This window comes from Paenibacillus sp. CMM36, assembly GCF_053570945.1.
Genome location: NZ_JBSEDY010000007.1, coordinates 256,419 through 276,494 on the forward strand (window position 1 = coordinate 256,419; position 20,076 = coordinate 276,494).

Annotated in this window: 18 protein-coding genes and 2 pseudogenes; 10 read left to right on the forward strand and 10 right to left on the reverse strand. The window is 40.1% G+C overall.

Annotation, left to right across the window (positions count from 1 at the left end; all coding sequences use genetic code 11):
* Positions 1–46 precede the first annotated feature (46 nt).
* Positions 47–433: a ribonuclease toxin immunity protein CdiI gene (gene cdiI / locus ACWA2B_RS16210; RefSeq protein ID WP_165149564.1), complete on the reverse strand. Its 387-nt coding sequence runs from the start codon at positions 431–433 to the stop codon at positions 47–49.
* Positions 434–457: 24 nt separating this feature from the next.
* Complete coding sequence (locus ACWA2B_RS16215) at positions 458–3,829, reverse strand: contractile injection system protein, VgrG/Pvc8 family (protein ID WP_449292393.1); 3,372 nt, start codon at positions 3,827–3,829, stop codon at positions 458–460.
* A 377-nt stretch (positions 3,830–4,206) separates the two neighbouring features.
* Between ACWA2B_RS16215 and ACWA2B_RS16220 the strand changes: the two genes are divergently transcribed.
* From ACWA2B_RS16220 to ACWA2B_RS16230, 3 genes are all read left to right on the forward strand, one after another.
* Positions 4,207–5,169: a helix-turn-helix transcriptional regulator gene (locus ACWA2B_RS16220; RefSeq protein ID WP_165149562.1), complete on the forward strand. Its 963-nt coding sequence runs from the start codon at positions 4,207–4,209 to the stop codon at positions 5,167–5,169.
* A 109-nt stretch (positions 5,170–5,278) separates the two neighbouring features.
* Positions 5,279–5,905 (forward strand): type 1 glutamine amidotransferase family protein, encoded by a 627-nt coding sequence (locus ACWA2B_RS16225; protein ID WP_449292394.1) that lies wholly within the window; start codon positions 5,279–5,281, stop codon positions 5,903–5,905.
* A gap of 51 nt (positions 5,906–5,956) precedes the next feature.
* On the forward strand, positions 5,957–6,481 hold the full coding sequence (locus ACWA2B_RS16230) for a VOC family protein (protein ID WP_449292395.1): 525 nt from the start codon (positions 5,957–5,959) through the stop codon (positions 6,479–6,481).
* A gap of 136 nt (positions 6,482–6,617) precedes the next feature.
* Here the strand turns inward: ACWA2B_RS16230 and ACWA2B_RS16235 are convergent, their stop codons facing one another.
* From ACWA2B_RS16235 to ACWA2B_RS16265, 7 genes and pseudogenes are all read right to left on the reverse strand, one after another.
* The gene (locus ACWA2B_RS16235; protein ID WP_013311396.1) at positions 6,618–6,977 is read right to left on the reverse strand and encodes a putative zinc-binding protein; all 360 of its coding nucleotides are present in this window, start codon (positions 6,975–6,977) and stop codon (positions 6,618–6,620) included.
* Positions 6,978–7,166: 189 nt separating this feature from the next.
* Entirely contained in the window at positions 7,167–7,499 is a 333-nt protein-coding gene (locus tag ACWA2B_RS16240) for an Imm8 family immunity protein (RefSeq protein WP_165149554.1), read from the reverse strand.
* Positions 7,500–7,715: 216 nt separating this feature from the next.
* Positions 7,716–8,507, reverse strand: a complete 792-nt coding sequence (locus ACWA2B_RS16245; protein WP_449292396.1) for a hypothetical protein — start codon at positions 8,505–8,507, stop codon at positions 7,716–7,718.
* A 633-nt stretch (positions 8,508–9,140) separates the two neighbouring features.
* Positions 9,141–9,323: a hypothetical protein gene (locus tag ACWA2B_RS16250; RefSeq protein ID WP_238437884.1), complete on the reverse strand. Its 183-nt coding sequence runs from the start codon at positions 9,321–9,323 to the stop codon at positions 9,141–9,143.
* A gap of 4 nt (positions 9,324–9,327) precedes the next feature.
* Positions 9,328–9,528, reverse strand: coding sequence for a nucleic acid/nucleotide deaminase domain-containing protein (locus ACWA2B_RS16255; RefSeq protein ID WP_412178793.1), 201 nt, complete (start codon positions 9,526–9,528; stop codon positions 9,328–9,330).
* Between the two features lie 71 nt (positions 9,529–9,599).
* Complete coding sequence (locus tag ACWA2B_RS16260) at positions 9,600–10,070, reverse strand: hypothetical protein (protein ID WP_165149548.1); 471 nt, start codon at positions 10,068–10,070, stop codon at positions 9,600–9,602.
* Positions 10,071–10,079: 9 nt separating this feature from the next.
* Positions 10,080–13,043, reverse strand: a pseudogene (locus ACWA2B_RS16265) (contractile injection system protein, VgrG/Pvc8 family).
* Between the two features lie 425 nt (positions 13,044–13,468).
* On the opposite strand from ACWA2B_RS16265, the gene ACWA2B_RS16270 reads away from it, so the two are divergent.
* Both ACWA2B_RS16270 and ACWA2B_RS16275 read left to right on the forward strand, forming a co-directional pair.
* Positions 13,469–13,891 (forward strand): GNAT family N-acetyltransferase, encoded by a 423-nt coding sequence (locus ACWA2B_RS16270; RefSeq protein ID WP_449292397.1) that lies wholly within the window; start codon positions 13,469–13,471, stop codon positions 13,889–13,891.
* Between the two features lie 604 nt (positions 13,892–14,495).
* Positions 14,496–14,663, forward strand: a complete 168-nt coding sequence (locus ACWA2B_RS16275) for a hypothetical protein (RefSeq protein ID WP_017426816.1) — start codon at positions 14,496–14,498, stop codon at positions 14,661–14,663.
* Positions 14,664–14,834: 171 nt separating this feature from the next.
* Here ACWA2B_RS16275 and ACWA2B_RS16280 read toward each other — a convergent pair.
* Positions 14,835–15,086 (reverse strand): annotated as a pseudogene (locus ACWA2B_RS16280) (phenolic acid decarboxylase); the annotation flags it as partial.
* A gap of 200 nt (positions 15,087–15,286) precedes the next feature.
* Between ACWA2B_RS16280 and ACWA2B_RS16285 the strand changes: the two are divergent.
* From ACWA2B_RS16285 to ACWA2B_RS16305, 5 genes are all read left to right on the forward strand, one after another.
* Positions 15,287–17,527 (forward strand): right-handed parallel beta-helix repeat-containing protein, encoded by a 2,241-nt coding sequence (locus tag ACWA2B_RS16285; RefSeq protein ID WP_449292398.1) that lies wholly within the window; start codon positions 15,287–15,289, stop codon positions 17,525–17,527.
* A gap of 820 nt (positions 17,528–18,347) precedes the next feature.
* A complete protein-coding gene (locus tag ACWA2B_RS16290) occupies positions 18,348–18,488 on the forward strand; it encodes a hypothetical protein (protein ID WP_449292399.1) in 141 nt (46 codons plus the stop codon).
* 108 nt (positions 18,489–18,596) lie between these two features.
* Positions 18,597–18,887: a TIGR04540 family protein gene (locus ACWA2B_RS16295; RefSeq protein ID WP_440723522.1), complete on the forward strand. Its 291-nt coding sequence runs from the start codon at positions 18,597–18,599 to the stop codon at positions 18,885–18,887.
* A 3-nt stretch (positions 18,888–18,890) separates the two neighbouring features.
* The gene (locus tag ACWA2B_RS16300) at positions 18,891–19,487 is read left to right on the forward strand and encodes a DUF1819 family protein (protein WP_449292400.1); all 597 of its coding nucleotides are present in this window, start codon (positions 18,891–18,893) and stop codon (positions 19,485–19,487) included.
* A 10-nt stretch (positions 19,488–19,497) separates the two neighbouring features.
* A complete protein-coding gene (locus tag ACWA2B_RS16305) occupies positions 19,498–20,064 on the forward strand; it encodes a DUF1788 domain-containing protein (RefSeq protein WP_449292401.1) in 567 nt (188 codons plus the stop codon).
* Positions 20,065–20,076 lie beyond the last annotated feature (12 nt).

Sequence of the window (20,076 nt, forward strand, 5' to 3'; positions counted from 1 at the left end):
TTATATTGTGCGATCTTGTTATTGGGTGTGTAAACATCCTATTGTTTTAAGCGTATAAATTTAACTTCTCCTTGATTTGAGCTAAACAACTTTCAACTTTAGCGACATTCTGGGAATGTCTTGATAGATACTCTTGAGCTACCTTAACTAAATACTCAAAAAACATCTCATAATCCACAATTGCATACACTTCTACACTAGTTACTGGCGGAGTTGTTGTGAAATTCACTCCACTATCTCCAAAATACTCTTCATCATTTGGAGTGCATTCAGTAGCAAAATAGCAGCTAGTATAACCAATACCAAATCCTTTACCCTTTTTAAATTCATTAAGAGCTTCTAAAAAATAGCCATCCCCTAAAGTACCGTAGTATGCCTCCATATTCTCAATTTTTTCCTGAGCATCTTCTACATAATATATTTCATCATCCATCTTATTCATTCCCTTATTTATTAATTAATTTTTCGGAATCACAGGGAAAAAGTTTGTTATTTCTCCAGTAGCTTTATCCCTGTAACCTATAAATTCCAGTTTTTTACCGTCAACTTCAGCATATCCAACAATTTCATCAGAAACAGCATTTTGTCGTGTGTCTATTTTTATTTTATTATGTTGAATGCCCTCTTCCATTGCCTCTCTCCCCAACTTAAGCATCTGTTCATCAGAGACTAGTTTCGGATCGTATACAGTTTTTGGATTCTTATACTCTTTCCACTGTCCAGTAAAGTTTCCTTTTCCACCATTATCTAAGCTCATTCCGTCATAAACAGGGAGTTTGTATTTAACCTCATAAATTCCCGGAATATCTGGATGTGGCGTTTTTATCGCAGCTTGATTAATATTCTTAACTTGGTCGCCAAAGTTGTCTAAAATATACTGTTCAAAGTTTTCGAGGTTATGGCCACCTTTTATTCCTATAGTTGGTTTTGCTTTAAACCCTTTCACTTCAATTAAATGATCATCATAACCTGGTTTATAATTGATTCTAACATTAGGAGCTTGTGACGTCCCCTTAGTATTCTTCGATTTAACAATTTCTTTTTCCTTTTTTAAATATTCTTTTATATTTGAGGATTTTCTTGTATTTGTACTCTTAGCTACATTATATATGACCTTCTTTTGAATTTTACTATTTTCTTCTCTAGCTGCCTTGGAGGCAGTCTCTCGTAGCGTTTTCCTTGCCTGTTGATCCTGTTGTTTATATTGGTTTTTCGTTGTTAACCTTTCATTTGGCTGTGGCTTGTAGCCTTTGGTTTCAAGAGTTTGGTTAATTTTTTGGGAAGCTACGTTTTCTGTAGCTTCTATTTGTTGTCTCGCTAATAATTCCTGGACTCTTACTTTTGCACTTACTCCAGAAGAAATATTAAAGAACCCTTTCCCTCTACCCAGTTTTGAGAGTATCCCCTTCAATTCTTTAGTATTGTCCATACCGCCTCGACCACCAACCATAAGAGGGTTTTCTATGGAAATAGCATAGAACATCCACTTTTTTTCTTCTTCGGTTATACCTTGCTTCCAAGTTTGCATGAAGAAATCATCATCTTCGGGATAATTATGTTTCCATTCACTATAGTATTGGACATCGGGTTTACCGTCACGAGTACGTACAACACCATCTTCTCCTCGATAACTCCCCGGTTTAAGTTTGGGCCTACGGTCTTCGGTATATATGTTCCTTCGATAATCCTGCCAGATCTTTTTGTAGTCTTCTTCTGTAAGCTCTGGTGGCGCAGCTTCTTTTTTCGCTTTAAGGGCTTTAGCTCTAGCTTCTTTTTCTGCTTTAAGAGCAGCTTCAGCCCTAGCTTTTTCTTGTTCTTTATATTCCCTCAGCATTCTATCTTTAACACTTTTAGGTACCTGTTGATAGGCATGAACCATGGTTTTCGATGTTGTCAGCAAGTTTTGGATCAGCTCTAATCGGCTGCCGGAATGTACTATTTGACGTGCGCTTGTATACACTTTCCCAAGAATCCATTTGCTATAGTAGGCATGTCTCGCTTGCTCATGTTCATACTGAGTAATTAAACCTTGTAATGCTAGACCAGCCAAGTGTTTCAACGGATGAATGCCGTTCCCCTTACTGCCTCCAACGGTAGGGGTTCCTTTGCTCCGAACAGGGATCGCTGCGGTTGCCCTCAGAATCACACCCGCCGCAGGTCCACTTAGCGCTCCCACAACAACGCCAGCCACTTTCCCCATTACCGGAATGGAGCCTAATAGCTTGGATACTGTCCCCATCATGGCATTCGCCTGTTGAAGCTCTGCTGGGCTGGTGACTTTTGCTTTAGGGGTAGAGGCTTGGTTGCTAGATGAATCCTTGGCTGCTGATTGAGCTGCTTCAAATGCTTTGATGCTCATCAATGGCGGCTCAGGCACAGGAGGGAGGTCAGCTACGAAAACAGGAGCTTTCACCGTACCTTCCTGATAAATCACCGGAGCTTTGGTATCCGTCTCACCATCCAGTACCATACTGCTGGCTCCACCTTTTAAGTATAGCGCCGTGCCAGCTTCCAGTGATAGTTCCTCGCCTGCACCCAGCTTCACATGACCACCCTGAATCTGCACATTCCCCGGACTGTTAACGGTAATGCCACCATCTTCATTTAGTGTAATTGAAAATTCATCCGAGGTGGATAGGGTCAGATCATGCTCAGACATTTCTACGCCGCTACCTTGCACATGTTGCCATACCTTCACATTCGACTGTCCATTGGTGTGGCGTTGTTGTCGCAGTGAATCCGTGACATAGGCATCTTGTTCGCGGTGGGTAGGCAGATACAATTCCACTTGTTCCCCGATCTCAGGCATATCGTACCAGCCACTATGTTCTTCCGCGACATAACGGGTGGCTACGGGAAACCAGCACGCTTTAGCAGGATATTGCTTCGGGTCAATGTCAAGTTGAAGCTGTACAAAATCCTCCTGTACCTTCTGCACCGTTCCTGTCAGTGAAATCCCGGTGGCCTGATCGTTTTCATACCGGGCATAGCGGATATCCTGTTCGACTTGAAGATCGTAACGGGTGCGCAGTAAGCCATCCGTTAGTGTGGTTACTGCCCGAACCACGACCAGTTCTTTACCTTGTCCAATGGGTAACGTGATGAGGTCGCCCAGCGCATAGTATTGCAGGCTTTCGATCATATAGGTGACATACGAGCCAGCACGTTCGCCTGGCTTTTCCGCATCCAGCTCATGAAACGTTTTACGTACTCGATAAAATACATCCCGCTCTACCTTATGCTGCTTGCCTTCAGGCATCCCGAAGAAAACCTTGGGCGAGGCTGCGGTTACCTCTGGCACAAGTACGGAACCAAAGCGAGAAGCGAGGCGTTTTAAAAACGCCCAATCCGTCTCCTCATATTGTAAAACAAATGTCTCCAGTTTGGCATAGTTGGTCACCGTATCAATGGCATCTCCGTACTGATATTTTCGAACCAGCGCAGTGACCAGATCATCATAAGTACGGTGAATATCTTGATAGGAGCGCCTTTTACGCTTAATATCCATCTGGTACGAATGGGAAGCGGCCTCTAGTTCAAACGTATACACGCCTCGCACGCAGTGTACGGACATACGTGTAACAATCCCATGGAACAACCTTCTCAGCGATTGTCCCTGATCATCCAACTGACGAATCACAATCGGCTCATGCTCCATATCCTGTCCGATGCATGCAGCTCCTTGTTCTTCGGAGAGCAAGCCACTGATATGTAAAAAGGCATGATCGTTAATGGTACGTGTTATTTGAAGTTGTTCGATATGTAGTAGCTGAAAGGGACCATAAAAGCGTAGGCTTTCATATCCGATCCCATCTGATAATACGCTCAAGTGAGTTCATGACTCCTTTCTAGATGCGATGGATATTTCCAATTGAAGCACGTCATTTTGCAATTGCTTCTGATTATAGAAGCAGCAGATGGGTGCAACAGTGAGTCAAAATAGATATGTATTACAAGGTTTGTACGCTATAAAGGGACGAGAGATGATTATTAATAAACAACCCAGCATATGTATTTATCGGTTAAAAGAGAGATTTAGTTTACAGAATGACCCATTGGAAGTGGTATTTACAATGTTTATTTCTGGAAGTAGGAGATATCGGAGGCGAGTTTTGAGAAGAAAAAAGCATATAATAGGTGGTAAGAGGGAGTATACAAAGATATTTATAAAAGATTGAACTTTAATGAGAGATGAGGGTTCAGGTTATGCCAAAAAACGATAATATGCTGGCCATTCTATGGATGCTGAATTCGGGCGTAAAGATGACGGCAAAACAAATATCCGAAAAGTTAGAAATAAATATAAGGACAGTTTATCGGTATATTGATGCTCTATGTGCCAGTGGAGTGCCTATAATATCCGACACGGGTCATAATGGCGGGTATAGCCTGCTGAATAATTTTATTAGAGCACCTTTACTATTTGATATGGAAGAAAAAAAGGCACTTCTTCATGCTGCTGTTTTTGCAAAAGAAGCTGGATACCCTTTGAGTGAGGCATTAGGCAATGCCACATCAAAATTGAAAATGTATTCAAATCAAGAGCAGGAAAGTATACTTAGCCGTCATTTAGCCGGGTTTGAAGTGATAAATCGCATGGGAGCTCCTTCTCTTCAGCCGATATTGGCAGAATTGGAGCAGGCTGTAGCCAACGAATTTTCTGTAGAAATGGATTATCGCACAAGTCATGAAGAACAACCCAAGTATAGGGTGATAGATCCCTATGGAATGGTTTACTGGAACAACAAATGGTATACTATTGCATTTTGCCACCTAAGGAATGAGATCCGTAGCTTTCGGGCAGATCGGATTCTACAAATCAAGCGGACTCCAATCCTATTTAAGCGTCCTGAGGATTTTTCGGCTCGTGAATTTTTTATGCAAAATCTGTTACCTGATTTAGTGGGCAAGGACGGTTTAATTTCTTTAATGATCGGAGGTAGGTCAGAGGCATTGGATGACTTATGTCTGCATTGGTTTTTGGGGCATCATCTGAAAGAGCGGACCTCCAATCAAGCAATCTTTTTGCTTGAGGAAAAATCACTTCATACCTATGTCCCTTATTTACTCCTACCCTACGGGAAATCCATTCAAGTCATCGAACCACAGAGTTTGAAGAAAAAACTTGTTGCTGTTGCGTCGGAGTTAATGGAATATTATCAACGTTAAAAGCTTCACTGACAGCGGATGTCAGTGAAGCTTTTTTATAATGAAGATAATCACGGATTACCGAGGGCTGGTATCACTTGATAAATTATAAAATAAGGAGAACCTGTGAATGAATAGTACGGTATATCTGTATGTATTTGACACCATGGCAGACTGGGAGATAGGTTACTTAACTGCCGAACTGAACTCGGGAAGATATTATAAAAAGGGGCTGGCCCCATCCAAAATAGTTACCGTGGGAATGGAAAAGACTCCTGTCACTACCATGGGCGGATTGACAATCCTGCCAGATATCAAACTGGATGAGTGCAAAATTGAAAGCACGGATGCATTGATTTTACCCGGTGGAAATACATGGACAGAAACCATTCACCAACCGATCTTAAAAATCGCTGAGAGGTGCTTAGAGGAAGGGATATGGGTTGCTGCGATTTGTGGTGCTACCATGGGACTTGCCCAGGCAGGATTGTTGAATTCACGTTGGCATACAAGCAATGATCTGGAATACCTCAAAATGACCTGTCCCACCTACACGGGCGAAAATTATTACAAAATGGAGTCTGCTGTAACGGATGGAAAACTAATCACTGCATCTGGAACGGCTCCGTTGGAATTCTCCGTACATGTTTTGAAAGCTCTGGGTGTGTTTTCTTCTAAAACATTAGAAGCCTGGTATAGTCTAAATAAGACTCGTGCATCCAAATATTATTATGATTTGATGAATTCAATTCAATAAAGGTTGAGCATTAAATTGAACTGTTATGATCATTTATAAGGAGGAGTCAAAATGACTGAAAGCAGAGAATATGTGGGAGTGTCTGGTAAATATACAAAGAAGGGGATACCCAACGGTTTTACATCTATTACCCCTTTTATTGCAGTGAAGGATCCTTCGGAAGCAATAGAGTTTTATAAAACAGTTTTCAATGCAAGGGTTAAGGATATTACTGAATTTCCTGATGAGAATGGCAATAAAATCATTGTTCATGCTGAATTAGATTTTGGAAATGGTTTTTTGCAGTTGGGAGCAGCGAATCCTGCATATCAATTGGTCTTGCCGCCAGATGAAGGCAATGCGTGTTATTCTTTCGGAATTTACGTAATGAATGTGGATCAGGTGATTGAAAATGCGGTAGCAAGAGGAGCGAAAGTAAGGGAACCCGTTACAAACTTTGTTTCAGGTGATCGATTCGCAAGTATATTGGATCCTTGTGGAGTAAGATGGTCTATTATGACCAGGATCGAGGATTTGTCAGAAGAAGAAAGCAGTCGTAGGGTTGCTGAATGGGCCAAAAGCTTGAGTGGAGAATAAATGCAATAACTTCTTAATAAAAAGTATTAAAAGAGACTATCTGCTGAAATGATGTAATAGAAATTCTGGTGGCCCTTAAAGATGGGTTAGGAGCCACCAGTAAAAATTCGATACACACTTTTATTTTGATTAAGAATTATTGTCCAATTTGTTCTAAGATTTGTGTGTAAGCATTCCTATAATGATCGGGGTTAGGGTCTTCTCCTATTATTTTGGGTACGTCAAAGTCAGACAGCAGGAAATGGTGTTTGGGTTGAACCTCATGCCTTGCTAAGCAACTCTTGCAACAGGACAAGGGACAGCCGTCAATTGCAATGATGTCACGTCCCGATTTTGCTGTTCTGACAAGTGGTTTGACATCACCACCAACACCAGCGATGCAGGACATTTCGGCGACTTTTTCTCGATCCATTTGTATAGCGATCATGTTAGCGGTTTGTGCTGCGGAGGAACATCCAGAACAAGAATAGACAAGAGGTAAATCAGTTCTTTTCATCTTTGTACACTTCCTTGTTTTTTCTTTGTGATCGATCACGGTACTTTGGCTTCAGCTGAAATAAATTTAAAATTGTTTGTATTTTAACTTAAATTTACAGTCTAAACCGTGATCGTGATCACGACAATATTTTAGTGAAATCTGCTATAGGGCTAACTGTGTGTGTGTATAAATCAGCTAGATCCCCAATTATTTATCCATCTCCCAACGAAAATATGCAGATAGGTTTTTATATGCCTCATTAATATCATTATCTGCGCATTTATTAATGATACGATTTAATGTGGCTTCAAGTGTATTTTCATTAAAGTCCTTTGCTATAAAATGACCATGACCGATAATAATATCACCTTGACCTGCCATTCTATCTAACCTTTTAGGACTTACTAGTTCAAATGAAAACATGTCTGATGCTCCATTTATTTCACTGGGTCCGATATCTATACTATAAGTAATATAGAAGTCGTCTATATCTTCACCCCAATCCTCATACATCTTTGTTAAAGCCTTTATTATAAGCATTTAATTATCCTCCTATTCTTCAATATCAATATGAACGTTACTTATCTGTTTTGGTACCCGTGCTTAACCAGCGCTGTATTCTTCGAACACTTTCTCTTGTAAGTCAAACACGTTAAGATGTGGAGGGATCTCAAGTCATTGTTTTAGGGAAAAGATAGGGGCGTGTTCTATACAAAACGAAACAACTCTCGCAGTGACTTCTTTGGCGCTATGTTTTTATTTTGGTAGAGTGTAAATAACATCAAATGGGTTCTTATCTTCGAAAAACTCGGTGTATAGCTTTGCAACTTCGTTTGAACTCAAGTTCATATTAAGTCGCAATAAGTCCCCTAATTTCACCAATATGTCAGCTTCTCTTGAGGTTACTATTTTCTTTTGTACTATATGTTCTGTATTTTTTGGGGTTACCCATGCCCAATCATTCATGGCCGCTTCAGTAAATGGATATCCAAAAGATAACGAACTAACATGAGCGTATTCTGAACACAGAGGATGAACGATTAATAAAAAGGCTGCAATTATTCCTGAACGATATCTTATCCTTTGTGCTTTTTGAACCTCTTGAGCAAATGATTCTAGGTAATGAGGGATTTCTCCCCAATTAGAACGTCCCATTGAAACTAGTATTTCAACGGCAAATTTATGATTTAATTTATTGGCCAATTGTAAGAATATCTGATTGTTTGTACAGCCAGAGGCGGTAAATGCACCTAAACATCTTGCAGCTTCCTGAACGTTAGTCGCACCTTCTGATATAAGTTTCACATATTCGTCCAACATCGTATCGTCGCTAACGAATTCTGGAGATTCCACAATTGTTTCGATTAAAAGTGCCTTTGTACTCTGTTCTTTAACCAGAGGAATCATACTAATAAGTTGAGCAAAATAGTCACCCACTAATTCTTCTAAATTGCAATCATTTTTTAATAACTTTAGAGCAGCTACTATAACACTATCATCTTTATCTAAAGACGCGTTTATTATTAGGTTCATAATTTTTCCAATCACATATTTCTTCCTCTCAGGCTTAGATTAAAAGTCATCTTAATCTTTTAATTTGTTCTTTTGTTGATCTGACAAAAAAAATCCTGAGTAATTTTTCATTCGACGATAATCTATTCAAGCGGCTGAAGACTTTTTGAGTAACCGCCACTTATACGTTTGTATTGTTTAACTTATTGCGGTGTATAAAAAGAAACCACAACACGCGACTAGCACGTATTATGGCGTTTAATTTTACATACGATATGGAAATTTTCATAGACACTTTTAAATAGTTTCCGTAGTTCTATTTTATATGGTTTTATAATCCTGTTTCATAGTCTTCTATTAAATGTGACCAGTATCCTTAAACGTCTTTCATTGCTACAGGATCAATTTGGTCAAACATCTTTTGGAGTTCATGTGTATATTTTTGTGTACTATATTCATTTTGTTGTTTCATTTTCATTGCTAATTCATTTTTTATTAAAATGGAACAAAAAAATGTCTTCAAGTCTTTATTTATCATATATAAATGAGGTTCATGAAGGGGTGAAGTAGTAAAAAGTTCACTGCTGCTTTCTTTAAAATACAATCCACACGAGTTACGCATACCGAAACTTGTAAAATGACCAATTTTAATATACTGTACGCCTTCAATTAAATTTTTTGAAAAGTATCTAATCCATAGAATATAAAATCATTATATTCCTCTGGCACTCCGATACTGACCATAAACTCAGCATTATCATGACTTACACCGAGTCTTACTAATTCATTGTAATCATAGTCTCTTATTTCAGATTCATAGTAGTCACGAATCTCACTAATATCAATATCCACACTTTCACTTCTCCTTTAACTTTTCAAGCTCACTAAATAGTTCAGCATTTCCTCGATCCCTTGAAGCCTTATCTCCCCCATACTCAACGCTATAGGTTACTTCTGCATGAGGAAGTTCATTAGCAAGTAGTTCTTTACAATTATGACCACCAAGAACACAAGGTTCTCTCTCAGTATAAACACGTTTGACTATATGTCTGCCCATTTTTTTCTGCAGCAATTTTATCCTCAATGAAAGGCACTAAACCAATCAAGGTATTACGGAATTATCACTAACTATTGGGGCAGAGTTGGTAAAAAAGGTCGCTTGTTTTCCAATTCAAACCACACTTCAATATGCTTACATAATGGAGGAATGTCTGCTATTGCTTGTTCACACAAAGTTTCATAACTATCTCCTAAAATCTCTTTTAAGTTATAGTTTACAGCATATTCATCACTTAATTTCGCTTTATAAACTATAACTGGCTCAATTATATAATTCTTATGACGTGTGTTATTGCTGACATTTATACACCATTGAAGTTTACCACTAAAAGCATTGATACAATCTTCTAATTGTGTATATACTTCATTCTTATTATGAAATCTAAAATAAAACCCCGCTGGGCGGTCATAAATATTATTCGGATTATACATTGATGTTCTATGCCATTCAAATGACCCTAGTTTTGAGATAGTATAAGCCATTAACTCAGGATACGCTACCTCTCCATTTTCCGAAAAATAAATACTTTTAGGGGACATTGTTCTCACCTACTCCAAAGATTGTGTACTTACAGACACCTTTCCACCATTTAGCTTATTTATAGTATTCATATAATCTTTAGCATGAATCGGTTGGTCACTTAATCGAGGATCATAGACATACTTACCATCAGAATACACAGTATGGTAGTCAAAACTTTTTGTTTCACCATACTCAGTAACTTTTATTGTCCCATATTTTTCTGATGATGTTATTGTAATAATTTTACCTCTACCTCCTGACGCGTGTGCTAAATCTTCTGCTATTTCTGAACAATCATATTCTAAATTCGATTTGTATCTAGCAGCATTGGAGGACATTTCATTAACGACAGATTTATTACCTACAACTTTACCCGTCCCCTCATTTTTAGGAGTTTTCTCCTTGGGTTTACCTGCTTTTGAAGGCATAACTTCTGATGTGTTCTCAATAGGTTCGGATGCATTTTTTGTGGTGATGCTCTTCTGATCTATTCGCTGTTGGATTCCCCTCACATTTTCTCTTGCGAGCCTAGCGTTCTCAGATGCCCCTTCTTTGCTCATTTTGGAGAATTCATTTTTAAAGGCTCTACCTTCACCACCTCGACCGTCGAGTGCAAACGGCTCTGCTGTTAGGTTTGCATAGCTCATCCATCGTTGTTCTTCCGGTGTGATGCCCTCTTGATTAGATAGAACCAAAAAATCTCCTGGATAGTTTTGTTTCCAGTCATCGTAGTATTTAAAATCTGGATCTCCATTCGCCATACGAACCACCCCGTCCTCAGCACGGTAGCTTCCTAGCGGAATTTCAGGTCTGCGATCACCTTCTAATGAAGCCCAATAGACATAATCACTATAAATTCTCTCATACTCTTCATCTGTAAGCTCTGGTGGCGCAGCTTCTTTTTTCGCTTTAAGGGCTTTAGCTCTAGCTTCTTTTTCTGCTTTAAGAGCAGCTTCAGCCCTTGCTTTTTCTTGTTCTTTATATTCCCTCAGCATTCTATCTTTAACACTTTTAGGTACCTGTTGATAGGCATGAACCATGGTTTTCGATGTTGTCAGCAAGTTTTGGATCAGCTCTAATCGGCTGCCGGAATGTACTATTTGACGTGCGCTTGTATACACTTTCCCCAGAATCCATTTGCTATAGTAGGCATGTCTCGCTTGCTCATGTTCATACTGAGTAATTAACCCTTGTAATGCTAGACCAGCCAAGTGTTTCAAAGGATGAATGCCGTTCCCCTTACTGCCTCCAACGGTAGGGGTTCCTTTGCTCCGAACAGGGATCGCTGCGGTTGCTTTCATAATGACACCCGTTACAGGCCCACCTAAAGCTCCCGCAACAACGCCAGCCACTTTTCCCATCACAGGAATGGAGCCTAATAGCTTGGATACTGTCCCCATCATGGCATTCGCCTGTTGAAGCTCTGCTGGACTGGTGACTTTTGCTTTAGGGGTAGAGGCTTGGCTGCTAGATGAATCCTTGGCTGCTGACTGGGCTGCTTCATAGGCTTTTATGCTCATGAGTGGCGGCTCAGGCACAGGAGGAAGGTCAGCTACGAAAACTGGAGCTTTTACCGTACCTTCTTGATAAATCACTGGGGCTTTGGTGTCTGTCTCACCATCCAATATCATGCTGCTGGCTCCACCTTTTAAGTATAGCGCCGTGCCAGCTTCCAGTGATAGTTCCTCGCCTGCACCCAGTTTCACATGACCACCCTGAATCTGCACATTCCCCGGACTGTTGATGGTAATGCCGCTACTTTCATGCAGTGTAATGGAAAATTCACCGGAGGTGGATAGGGTCAGTTCATGTTCAGACATTTCTACGCCGCTACCTTGGATATGTTGCCATACCTTCACATTTGGCTGTCCATTTGCGTGACGTTGTTGTCGTAGCGAGTCCGTGACATAGGCATCCTGTTCGCGGTGGGTAGGCAGATATAATTCCACCAGTTCCCCGATCTCAGGCATATCGTACCAGCCACTATGTTCTTCCGCGACATAACGGGTGGCTCCGGGAAACCAGCACGCTTTAGCAGGATTTTGCTTCGGGTCAATGTCCAGTTGAAGCTGTACAAAATCCTCCTGTACCTTCAGCACCGTTCCTGTCAGTGAAATCCCGGTGGCCTGATCGTTTTCATACCGGGCATAGCGGACATCCTGTTCGGCTTGAAGATCATAGCGAGTACGCAGTAAGCCATCCGTTAGTGTGGTCACGGCTCGAACCACGACCAGTTCTTTACCTTGTCCAATGGGTAACGTGATGAGGTCGCCCAGCGCATAGTATTGCAGGCTTTCGATCATATAGGTGATATACGAGCCAGCACGTTCGCCTGGCTTTTTCGCATCTAGCTCATGAAACGTTTTTCGTACTCGATAAAATACATCCCGCTCCACTTTTTGCTGCTTGCCTTCAGGCATCCCGAAGAAAACCTTGGGGGAAGCTGCGGTTACCTCTGGCACAAGTACGGAACCAAAGCGAGAAGCGAGGCGTTTTAAAAACGCCCAATCCGTCTCATCATATTGTAAAACAAATGTCTCTAGTTTGGCATAGTGGCTTACCGTATCAATGGCATCTCCGTACTGATATTTTCGAACCAGCGCAGTGACCAAATCATCATAGGTACGATGAATATCTTGGTAGGAGCGTCTTTTACGTTTGATATCCATCTGGTGCGAATGGGAAGCGGCCTCCAGTTCAAACGTATACACGCCTCGCACACAGTGTACGGACATACGTGTAACAATCCCATGGAACAGCCTTCTCAGCGATTGTCCCTGCTCATCCAACTGACGAATCACAATCGGCTCTTGCTCCATATTTTGACCGATACAAGCTGCTCCCTGTTCTTCGGAGAGCATGCCATTGATATGTAAAAAGGCATGATCATTAATGGCGCGTGTTATTTAAAGTTGTTCGATGTGTAATGGCTGAAAGGGACCATAAAAGCGTAGGCTTTCATATCCGATCCCATCTGATAATACGCTCAAGTGAGTTCATGTCTCCTTTCTAGATGCGATGGGTATTTCTAAGTAAAGGACGTCTTCTTGAAATTGCTTTTGATTAAAGAAGCCGCAGATGAGTATAACAGTGAGTCCATATAAATATGTATAACAAGGTTTGTACGCTAAAAAGGGGCGGGAGGTGATATTTAATAAACAACCCAGCATATGTATTTATCGGTTAAAAGCGAGATTTAGTTTACAGAATGACCCATTCGTTGGGAGATTTACTATGTGTATTTTTGGAAGCAGTTGATACGGGAGGGAAGTGTAACATGAGTTAATATGGAAATATAGTGATACGCCACATGGTTTGCCATTATGATGCATTTTCGTGTTGGCAAATCAGTTACCTAAAACCAAAATGGTAGCCTGTCCAAACGATCTAAATTTAAAAATAATGGAGTGATAGAATGATAAGTGGACTTGTGCTTTTAAATAGTGGGAATATTGAAGATTACTTACCAGACTTATATGATTGGAGTCTTACTGAAAGCGAAAAAGAGCAACATACTTGCCGACCCATAATCGAACTTCCTCCATATAACAATTATAAAGAGAATGTACTGAAAAGGCTTGCAAATGGGCAATTAATATATATCTTGGTTGATAAAAGTAACGGTAATAAGCGGATAGGAAAGATACAGCTTTTTGACTATAATTCTCGAAATAAAAGTGCCGAGATCGGATACTATTTGCCTCTAAAACATAGAAAACAAGGATATGCGAATGTATTGTTAGAGCTATTTATAGATACCATTTTTGAACGTAAGGATTTGGAGTTGAACAAAATTTATGCAACGGTTGCAGCATGTAATCAAGCTTCTATAAAATGATTAGAAAAATTCCATTTTAAGCTGGAGGGAACTTATCGAGAGCATTATTGGTTTAGTGATGGTTCGATATGCGATCAATATCATTATTCTTTGCTAAAAAGAGAGCATGCTAGCTTAGCTGAAAAAGAAATAGAAGGAAATTGAACTATTATTTTTAAAATGGAACGAGTTAATTTCAAGTAAATCCGTTCCATCCTCTCGACACACGTTGAGGCCGTAGTAAAGCTATGTCGAGTCGATATATAGAGGTGCTTAATTGTAGCTTCCTATGTCCTTTACGAGCTGGGGAAAAGTTTATAGAAATAAGGTATGGCACAACAAAATAAATGTTTCGATTTTTTTGGATTTAAAGTGGTTGGACACATCCGATGTATTTAACTGAAAATGTGAGTATTCAAGAGAGCGTCCTTAGTTTGGCGTTCTTTTCTTTGTACGCTACCTGTAAGAATTCCTCAAGCAATAAGGTTATTCCCTTCTGTGACGTGCAATCAACTTGCTGTGGTACAATTACTTTAAATAAATACGGATGCAGGGAAGGTGAACCCCTTGGATAAATTTAAAGATCTGGAGAAATTGATTAAACTTACCGAAGAGACTTTCTGAGATGGATATTGTGAACAGACCTGAATTCTCGGAATGGGAGGATAAGCATCATTACAAGCAAGCATTGGAGAATGAAGCTTTGTACTGGCAGGGCATGAAGGACGGAGCACAGTTTGTATATGTTGTATTAGAGATGATGCTTCATGATGAAAAAGAGAAAGAAGAATAGCCAATGGAGATTAGATGGTTATAGAGAACATTAAAAAAGATGCTGGGCACCTACCAACCTGGTCATACCCCTGTCAAGTAGACAGGGTATGACCAGGTTGGTAGGTGTTTTAATTTGTCTTACGTTATGAGACACAGGCTCAGGCTTTTTAGTTCAATTCGTCTTGATTGACTATGCTTGCACCTTACCCGCACGAATATCATCTGTCATGCCCGCGTAAGGTGCCTGGGCAATCAACTTCTCGTTGTTCACACCTGCATTTTCAATGAAAGTAATATATGCGAATTCAGGAACTACATGCTTCGGATAAGTCTGATATTTTTCACGCGATTCTTCCATCAGAGGGATGAAATCATTTTGATAGCGTACTTTAATCTCTGGATGCTCATGCACCCATTTCGGAAAGAAAATAATACCATGCATGGTCAATGAAATGGCTGGATGGGTTCAGTATCGGAGAAGCTTCGCCGAAAGAATAATAAACTTTAAGTCGGTATAAGTCGATTAAATAATTAAGGGCTTATATATACACAAATTTCTATATTAGAACATACCTAGCAGTGAACTTAGGCCCAAGCGTAGAAGCCGTATCTAAAAATAGAATTCATTCCAGGAGGTAAGCTATGAATAAGAGAACAGGCTTTAGATTTTTAGTTGTAATTATGATGATTTATGTATTTACTTTTAATCTGGGTGTGGAAACTGTAAAGGCAAATTCCGTATATTATGTTTCTACAACGGGGAATGACATCACTGGAACCGGTACACTATCAAATCCATGGAAAACCATACAAAAGGCAGCAGATACCATGAAAGCCGGAGATACCTGCATCATACGAGGTGGTACATACCGGGAAACAGTAACACTTCATACTTCCGGAAGTTCTGCAAAACCCATAAACTTTGAGGCTTATACAGGAGAGAACGTAACGGTATCCGGTGCCGATCCGGTTACTGGCTGGAAAAATTACTCCGGATCCATCTATTATGCGGAAATGAAGGGTTCCCTTGGAACAAAAAATCAGATATTTGTTAATAAGCAAATGCAATTTGAAGCCAGATGGCCCAATTCACCAACACTTGATCCCTTAAATTCAAAATATGCAACAGTTGATTCCGGTTCCACTACAACCATCAAGGATGGAAACTTAACTCAGGCACCTGGATACTGGGTTGGCAAAACGGTTTGGAGTGTTCCGGGAACAGGCTACAAATCTTATAAAAGTACCATTACCAGCTCAAGTGACGGCTCCATTACCTTTGATCAAATAGATACTGCAGCGACAGGCGGTAACAGCTATTATATTACTGGTAACCTTAAAGATCTTGACAGTGCGGGAGAATGGTATTATGACAGCACTACTGGCAGACTTTATTTATGGGCACCTGGTGAAGTTGATCCGAATACTTTGACAGTAGGAGCAAAGAAGCGGACTTATGCATTTGATTTAAGTTCCCGATCTTACATAAATATTACCGGAATTAATATCTTTGCCTCCAGCATTAAAATGTCGAATTCTAATTACTGTAAAGTTTCTAATATGATTGCGGAATATGTCAGTCATGATTCGGATGTTACGAGACAATACAGTACAGGGATATTTATGTCCGGTACCAATAATGAGCTTAGAGACAGTACTTTGACCTACAGTTCCGGTAATCTGGTGAGTATAGAGGGAACAGGAAATAAGGTAATTAATAATCTTATTCATGAAGCAAATTATTCGGCAGCGGATATTCCGGCAATCTATCTATTGGGGGCAAACCATCTAATCAGTCATAATACGGTATATAACGCTGGGCGTCATCTGATATTTATGCCTACCCAAAACAGCCAGATACAATATAATAATCTGTACAATGCAGGAAAGCTGACAAAAGACTGCGGAATACTCTATGAATTTGCCTGGGATGGGCAAGGGACGGTAATTCATCATAATTACATCCATGATAATCTGGCAAAGAATTATTCTGGCACTGGTATCTATCTGGATAACGGTAGCAAGGGCTATATTGTGCATCATAATGTTGTATGGGGAAACTATACAGGGATAAGATTGAACACACCCAGTAATTTTAACCTGATTTATAACAATACCACCTACAGTAACGGAAATGTAGGATATTGGGGAAGTAATTTTCAGTCAGATATGTACGGCGACAGAATTTTCAACAATATCTTTACTACTACCTTTACACTGCCTGGTACTCATATAGAGGGAAATAATATTACCTCAGAAACCAATCCGTTATTTGTGAATCCCACAGCATATGATTTCAGGTTGCAGTCTACTTCTCCAGCTATTAATGCAGGGGTTGTAATATCTGGAATCACGAATGATTATGTTGGTGCGGCACCGGATATTGGAGCATATGAGTTCGGTGGAACTGACTGGACTGCTGGGCATGATTTTTCTTCACCTCCGGACCCGGTTTTTGAGAGTGTCGGCTTACTTTATGTTAATAACGTAAGGCAATCTGATTTCGAGAAAGGGATAATCTCACCATGGGCAGCAACATATTCAGATACTGCTGCAAGTGTATCGGTACCAAGAAGCGGCTCTAAGAGTGTTAGATTGGGACCCGGAGAAGATGGTATCGAGCAGGTACTTACGGGGCTAAGTCCTAATACCAGCTATATGTGTACCGCCTGGGTTAAGGCAGACATAGGAGAGCGGATTCAGATTGGCGTTAATGGCTTTGAAGGAACGGATGCATCCGCAACATCTGACAGTACATCCTGGACAATGGTAAACATTCCTTTTACAACCGGAGCAGGCGCTACCAGGGCAACAGTGTATGCTTACAAGAATCCTGGTACAGCATATGTTTATGTGGATGATTTTGGGGTAGTTGAGCAATAAATTATTTTACTGGTTTTATGTTTGACAGGATTGTCAGAAATTCAGAAAAACCAAGACTGCCTTGGGGCAGATGGATCAGGAGGGACACTTTCAGTAGAAAATAAAAAAAGAAAGACATAAAGACTCTGATCTAAAAATGATAGATTTTTCGCCAAGGGGCGACCAAGCCTTAGGGTCATCATTTTTGTACACTCAAGGCACGTGGAGTGCGTGGTAGTAATATATCGGGATCAGATGTGAATAGCACTCAAAGTTTGCCCAAAGCCTAAATAGTTTGCCTAAGAGCCGAGCGATAATCAGGTATTCGCTCCTTATTTTCTCGGCTTTTTCTTATTTTAGGGGCAAGGGGAGATCCTAAACCACTCAAAATCCTTGTTATATCAGGCTTTTTCTCGATTTATTCATCCATCATTCGCTTCACCCCGAAACCCCGCGTCCCCTTTCTTTTCCCATTGGAAGTTCCCAGTATCCGCCGCTTGAAACCTATTATGCATATTCACAGATTCCCTCTGCTCATACTGGTCGGGCAATAGCGAAAGTAAGCTATGATTTTGAGCGTATTGAGGATGTAAAACAATACATGCTGGAAAAGTTTAGATTACACATTCCTTACCTGACTAACGTCTGAAAATCGAAAAAGCATAACAGCAATGATTGCCAACTTTCAATTGGAGGTGGCCGAGGCGGAGTTAACTTTAAAGTGAGTGCTCGAAACAAATATGGACATGCATCGATATACCTACATTTCGAGGAATGTCAGAAGAAGCTGTACCATTCCTTCGAGAGCAGGATTAAGGAACTTCAGAAGGATATACACCCCATGCTAAAAGCTGAGGTTCGAAAAATAGGGGTTAGTTTTAAGCCGGACAATGATTTGGATACTACGATCAGGAACCTGTCTCAACTTCTTGATAAGATGTTGAAGACGATGGGACCAGAACTGTATGCAGGGCTTAGATAAAAGACTGAACAAACCGCTGAATAAGCGGTTTTTCTTTTTAAGTCAGTAAGGTATAATCATGGAATAAGAATAAAGTAAGAATCGAGTAAAAATGGTGATACTTATGAGGTGGTCACGTTGGAACTAAAGCTTTTCTATAAAACGCAAAGGGAACTCGCCACAGCAATCAACGAGATTGTTGATGCCTATTGGGATGATAATGTAAGCGAGGATTTGCTGAAAAAGAACATAGCGAACATCTATATAAACAACCCACAGAAGATTTTGAAACAAGCGGAATTCACCACAATTCTCAAGCAACAATGTGGCAAACGACGGCTGGAGGTTGTTGAACGGGTACTAACCATAACTGGAATGTTAGAGTATGAAAAATCCACTGGAGAAAAAGCAGGGAGTTGAATTATGTCTACAGAATTAGAATATAGTGCCACTTTAACTGGTGCTTCATTCATGTTCTATGAATTTAAGCAGGTCATAAGTCTTAGATTGAGTGGGTTTAGTGAGCAGGACATAAGGAAGAAAGTTCTTTCCGAAAACCTATTTCAATATCAGATTAATGCAAGTCTAAAACGTAGTTTGCCTTCAGTATTACGGAGAGTAAGGACCCTTGATGAATTGTTATGTCAAATGGTTTTAGAGCAAACATTGGAAGCGGGTAAGCTCATTAACCTGTATGCCATTATGAAAACGGACAGACTATTCTTTGAATTCATGAACGAAGTTGTTCGTGAGAAGCTGGAGTCAAATCATTATTTACTGGAGAGAAAAGATCTGAACCTTTATTTCGTGTCCAAAGCTGAACAAGATACAGGGGTAGCAGGTTGGACAGAGCAAACTGTTACGAAATTAAAGAATGTCATCCAACGGATACTGCTTGAGTCAGGCATATTGAAAGATAAACAGACAGGTGAGTTAAGTCGTATTCTCATGGATGACCAGTTAAAGCAACACTTGATTCATATCGGAGACGTCGCATATGTAAGAGCGATGGGTGAGTGAGGGTAGAAGAATGGCGAATTTGAATAGCAGATTGGATAAGATTATCCCAAAGATCAAGGAAGATAAGTTTATTGAGGGTAGAGGACTTGGGAATGAAATAAGCTTTTATGTATTTGATTATGAGCCGGAGAAGGAACTACTCATGCGGGATTATATCTCCCATATTTTGAAGGAGTTCAGTTATGAAGGTTCTAACCGCCGGATAATTGAGTTTGATCTGTATAAATTGTTAATCGAGATCGCGAAGGAAAAGAGGATTTACGATCGTATCCCCCAGATGGAAGAAAAACAGGGTAAAGATGCTTTATTTAAGGCAATGGCTAATTTCGCCAAGCCTGATATATTTCTTCAAAAAATTAAAGAGCAAATAGCCGATAATAATGTTGTGTTCATCACGGGGGTTGGCAAGGTTTATCCGTTTGTGCGTTCCCATAATATATTGAACAATCTTCAAGAAGTTCTGGATAAGATCCCTGTAATTATGTTCTTTCCAGGAAAGTATGACGGTTTATCACTTCGCTTGTTTGATCGATTCAAAGATGACAACTACTACAGGGCATTTCGTTTAGTGGATTAACTTCGAGGGGGC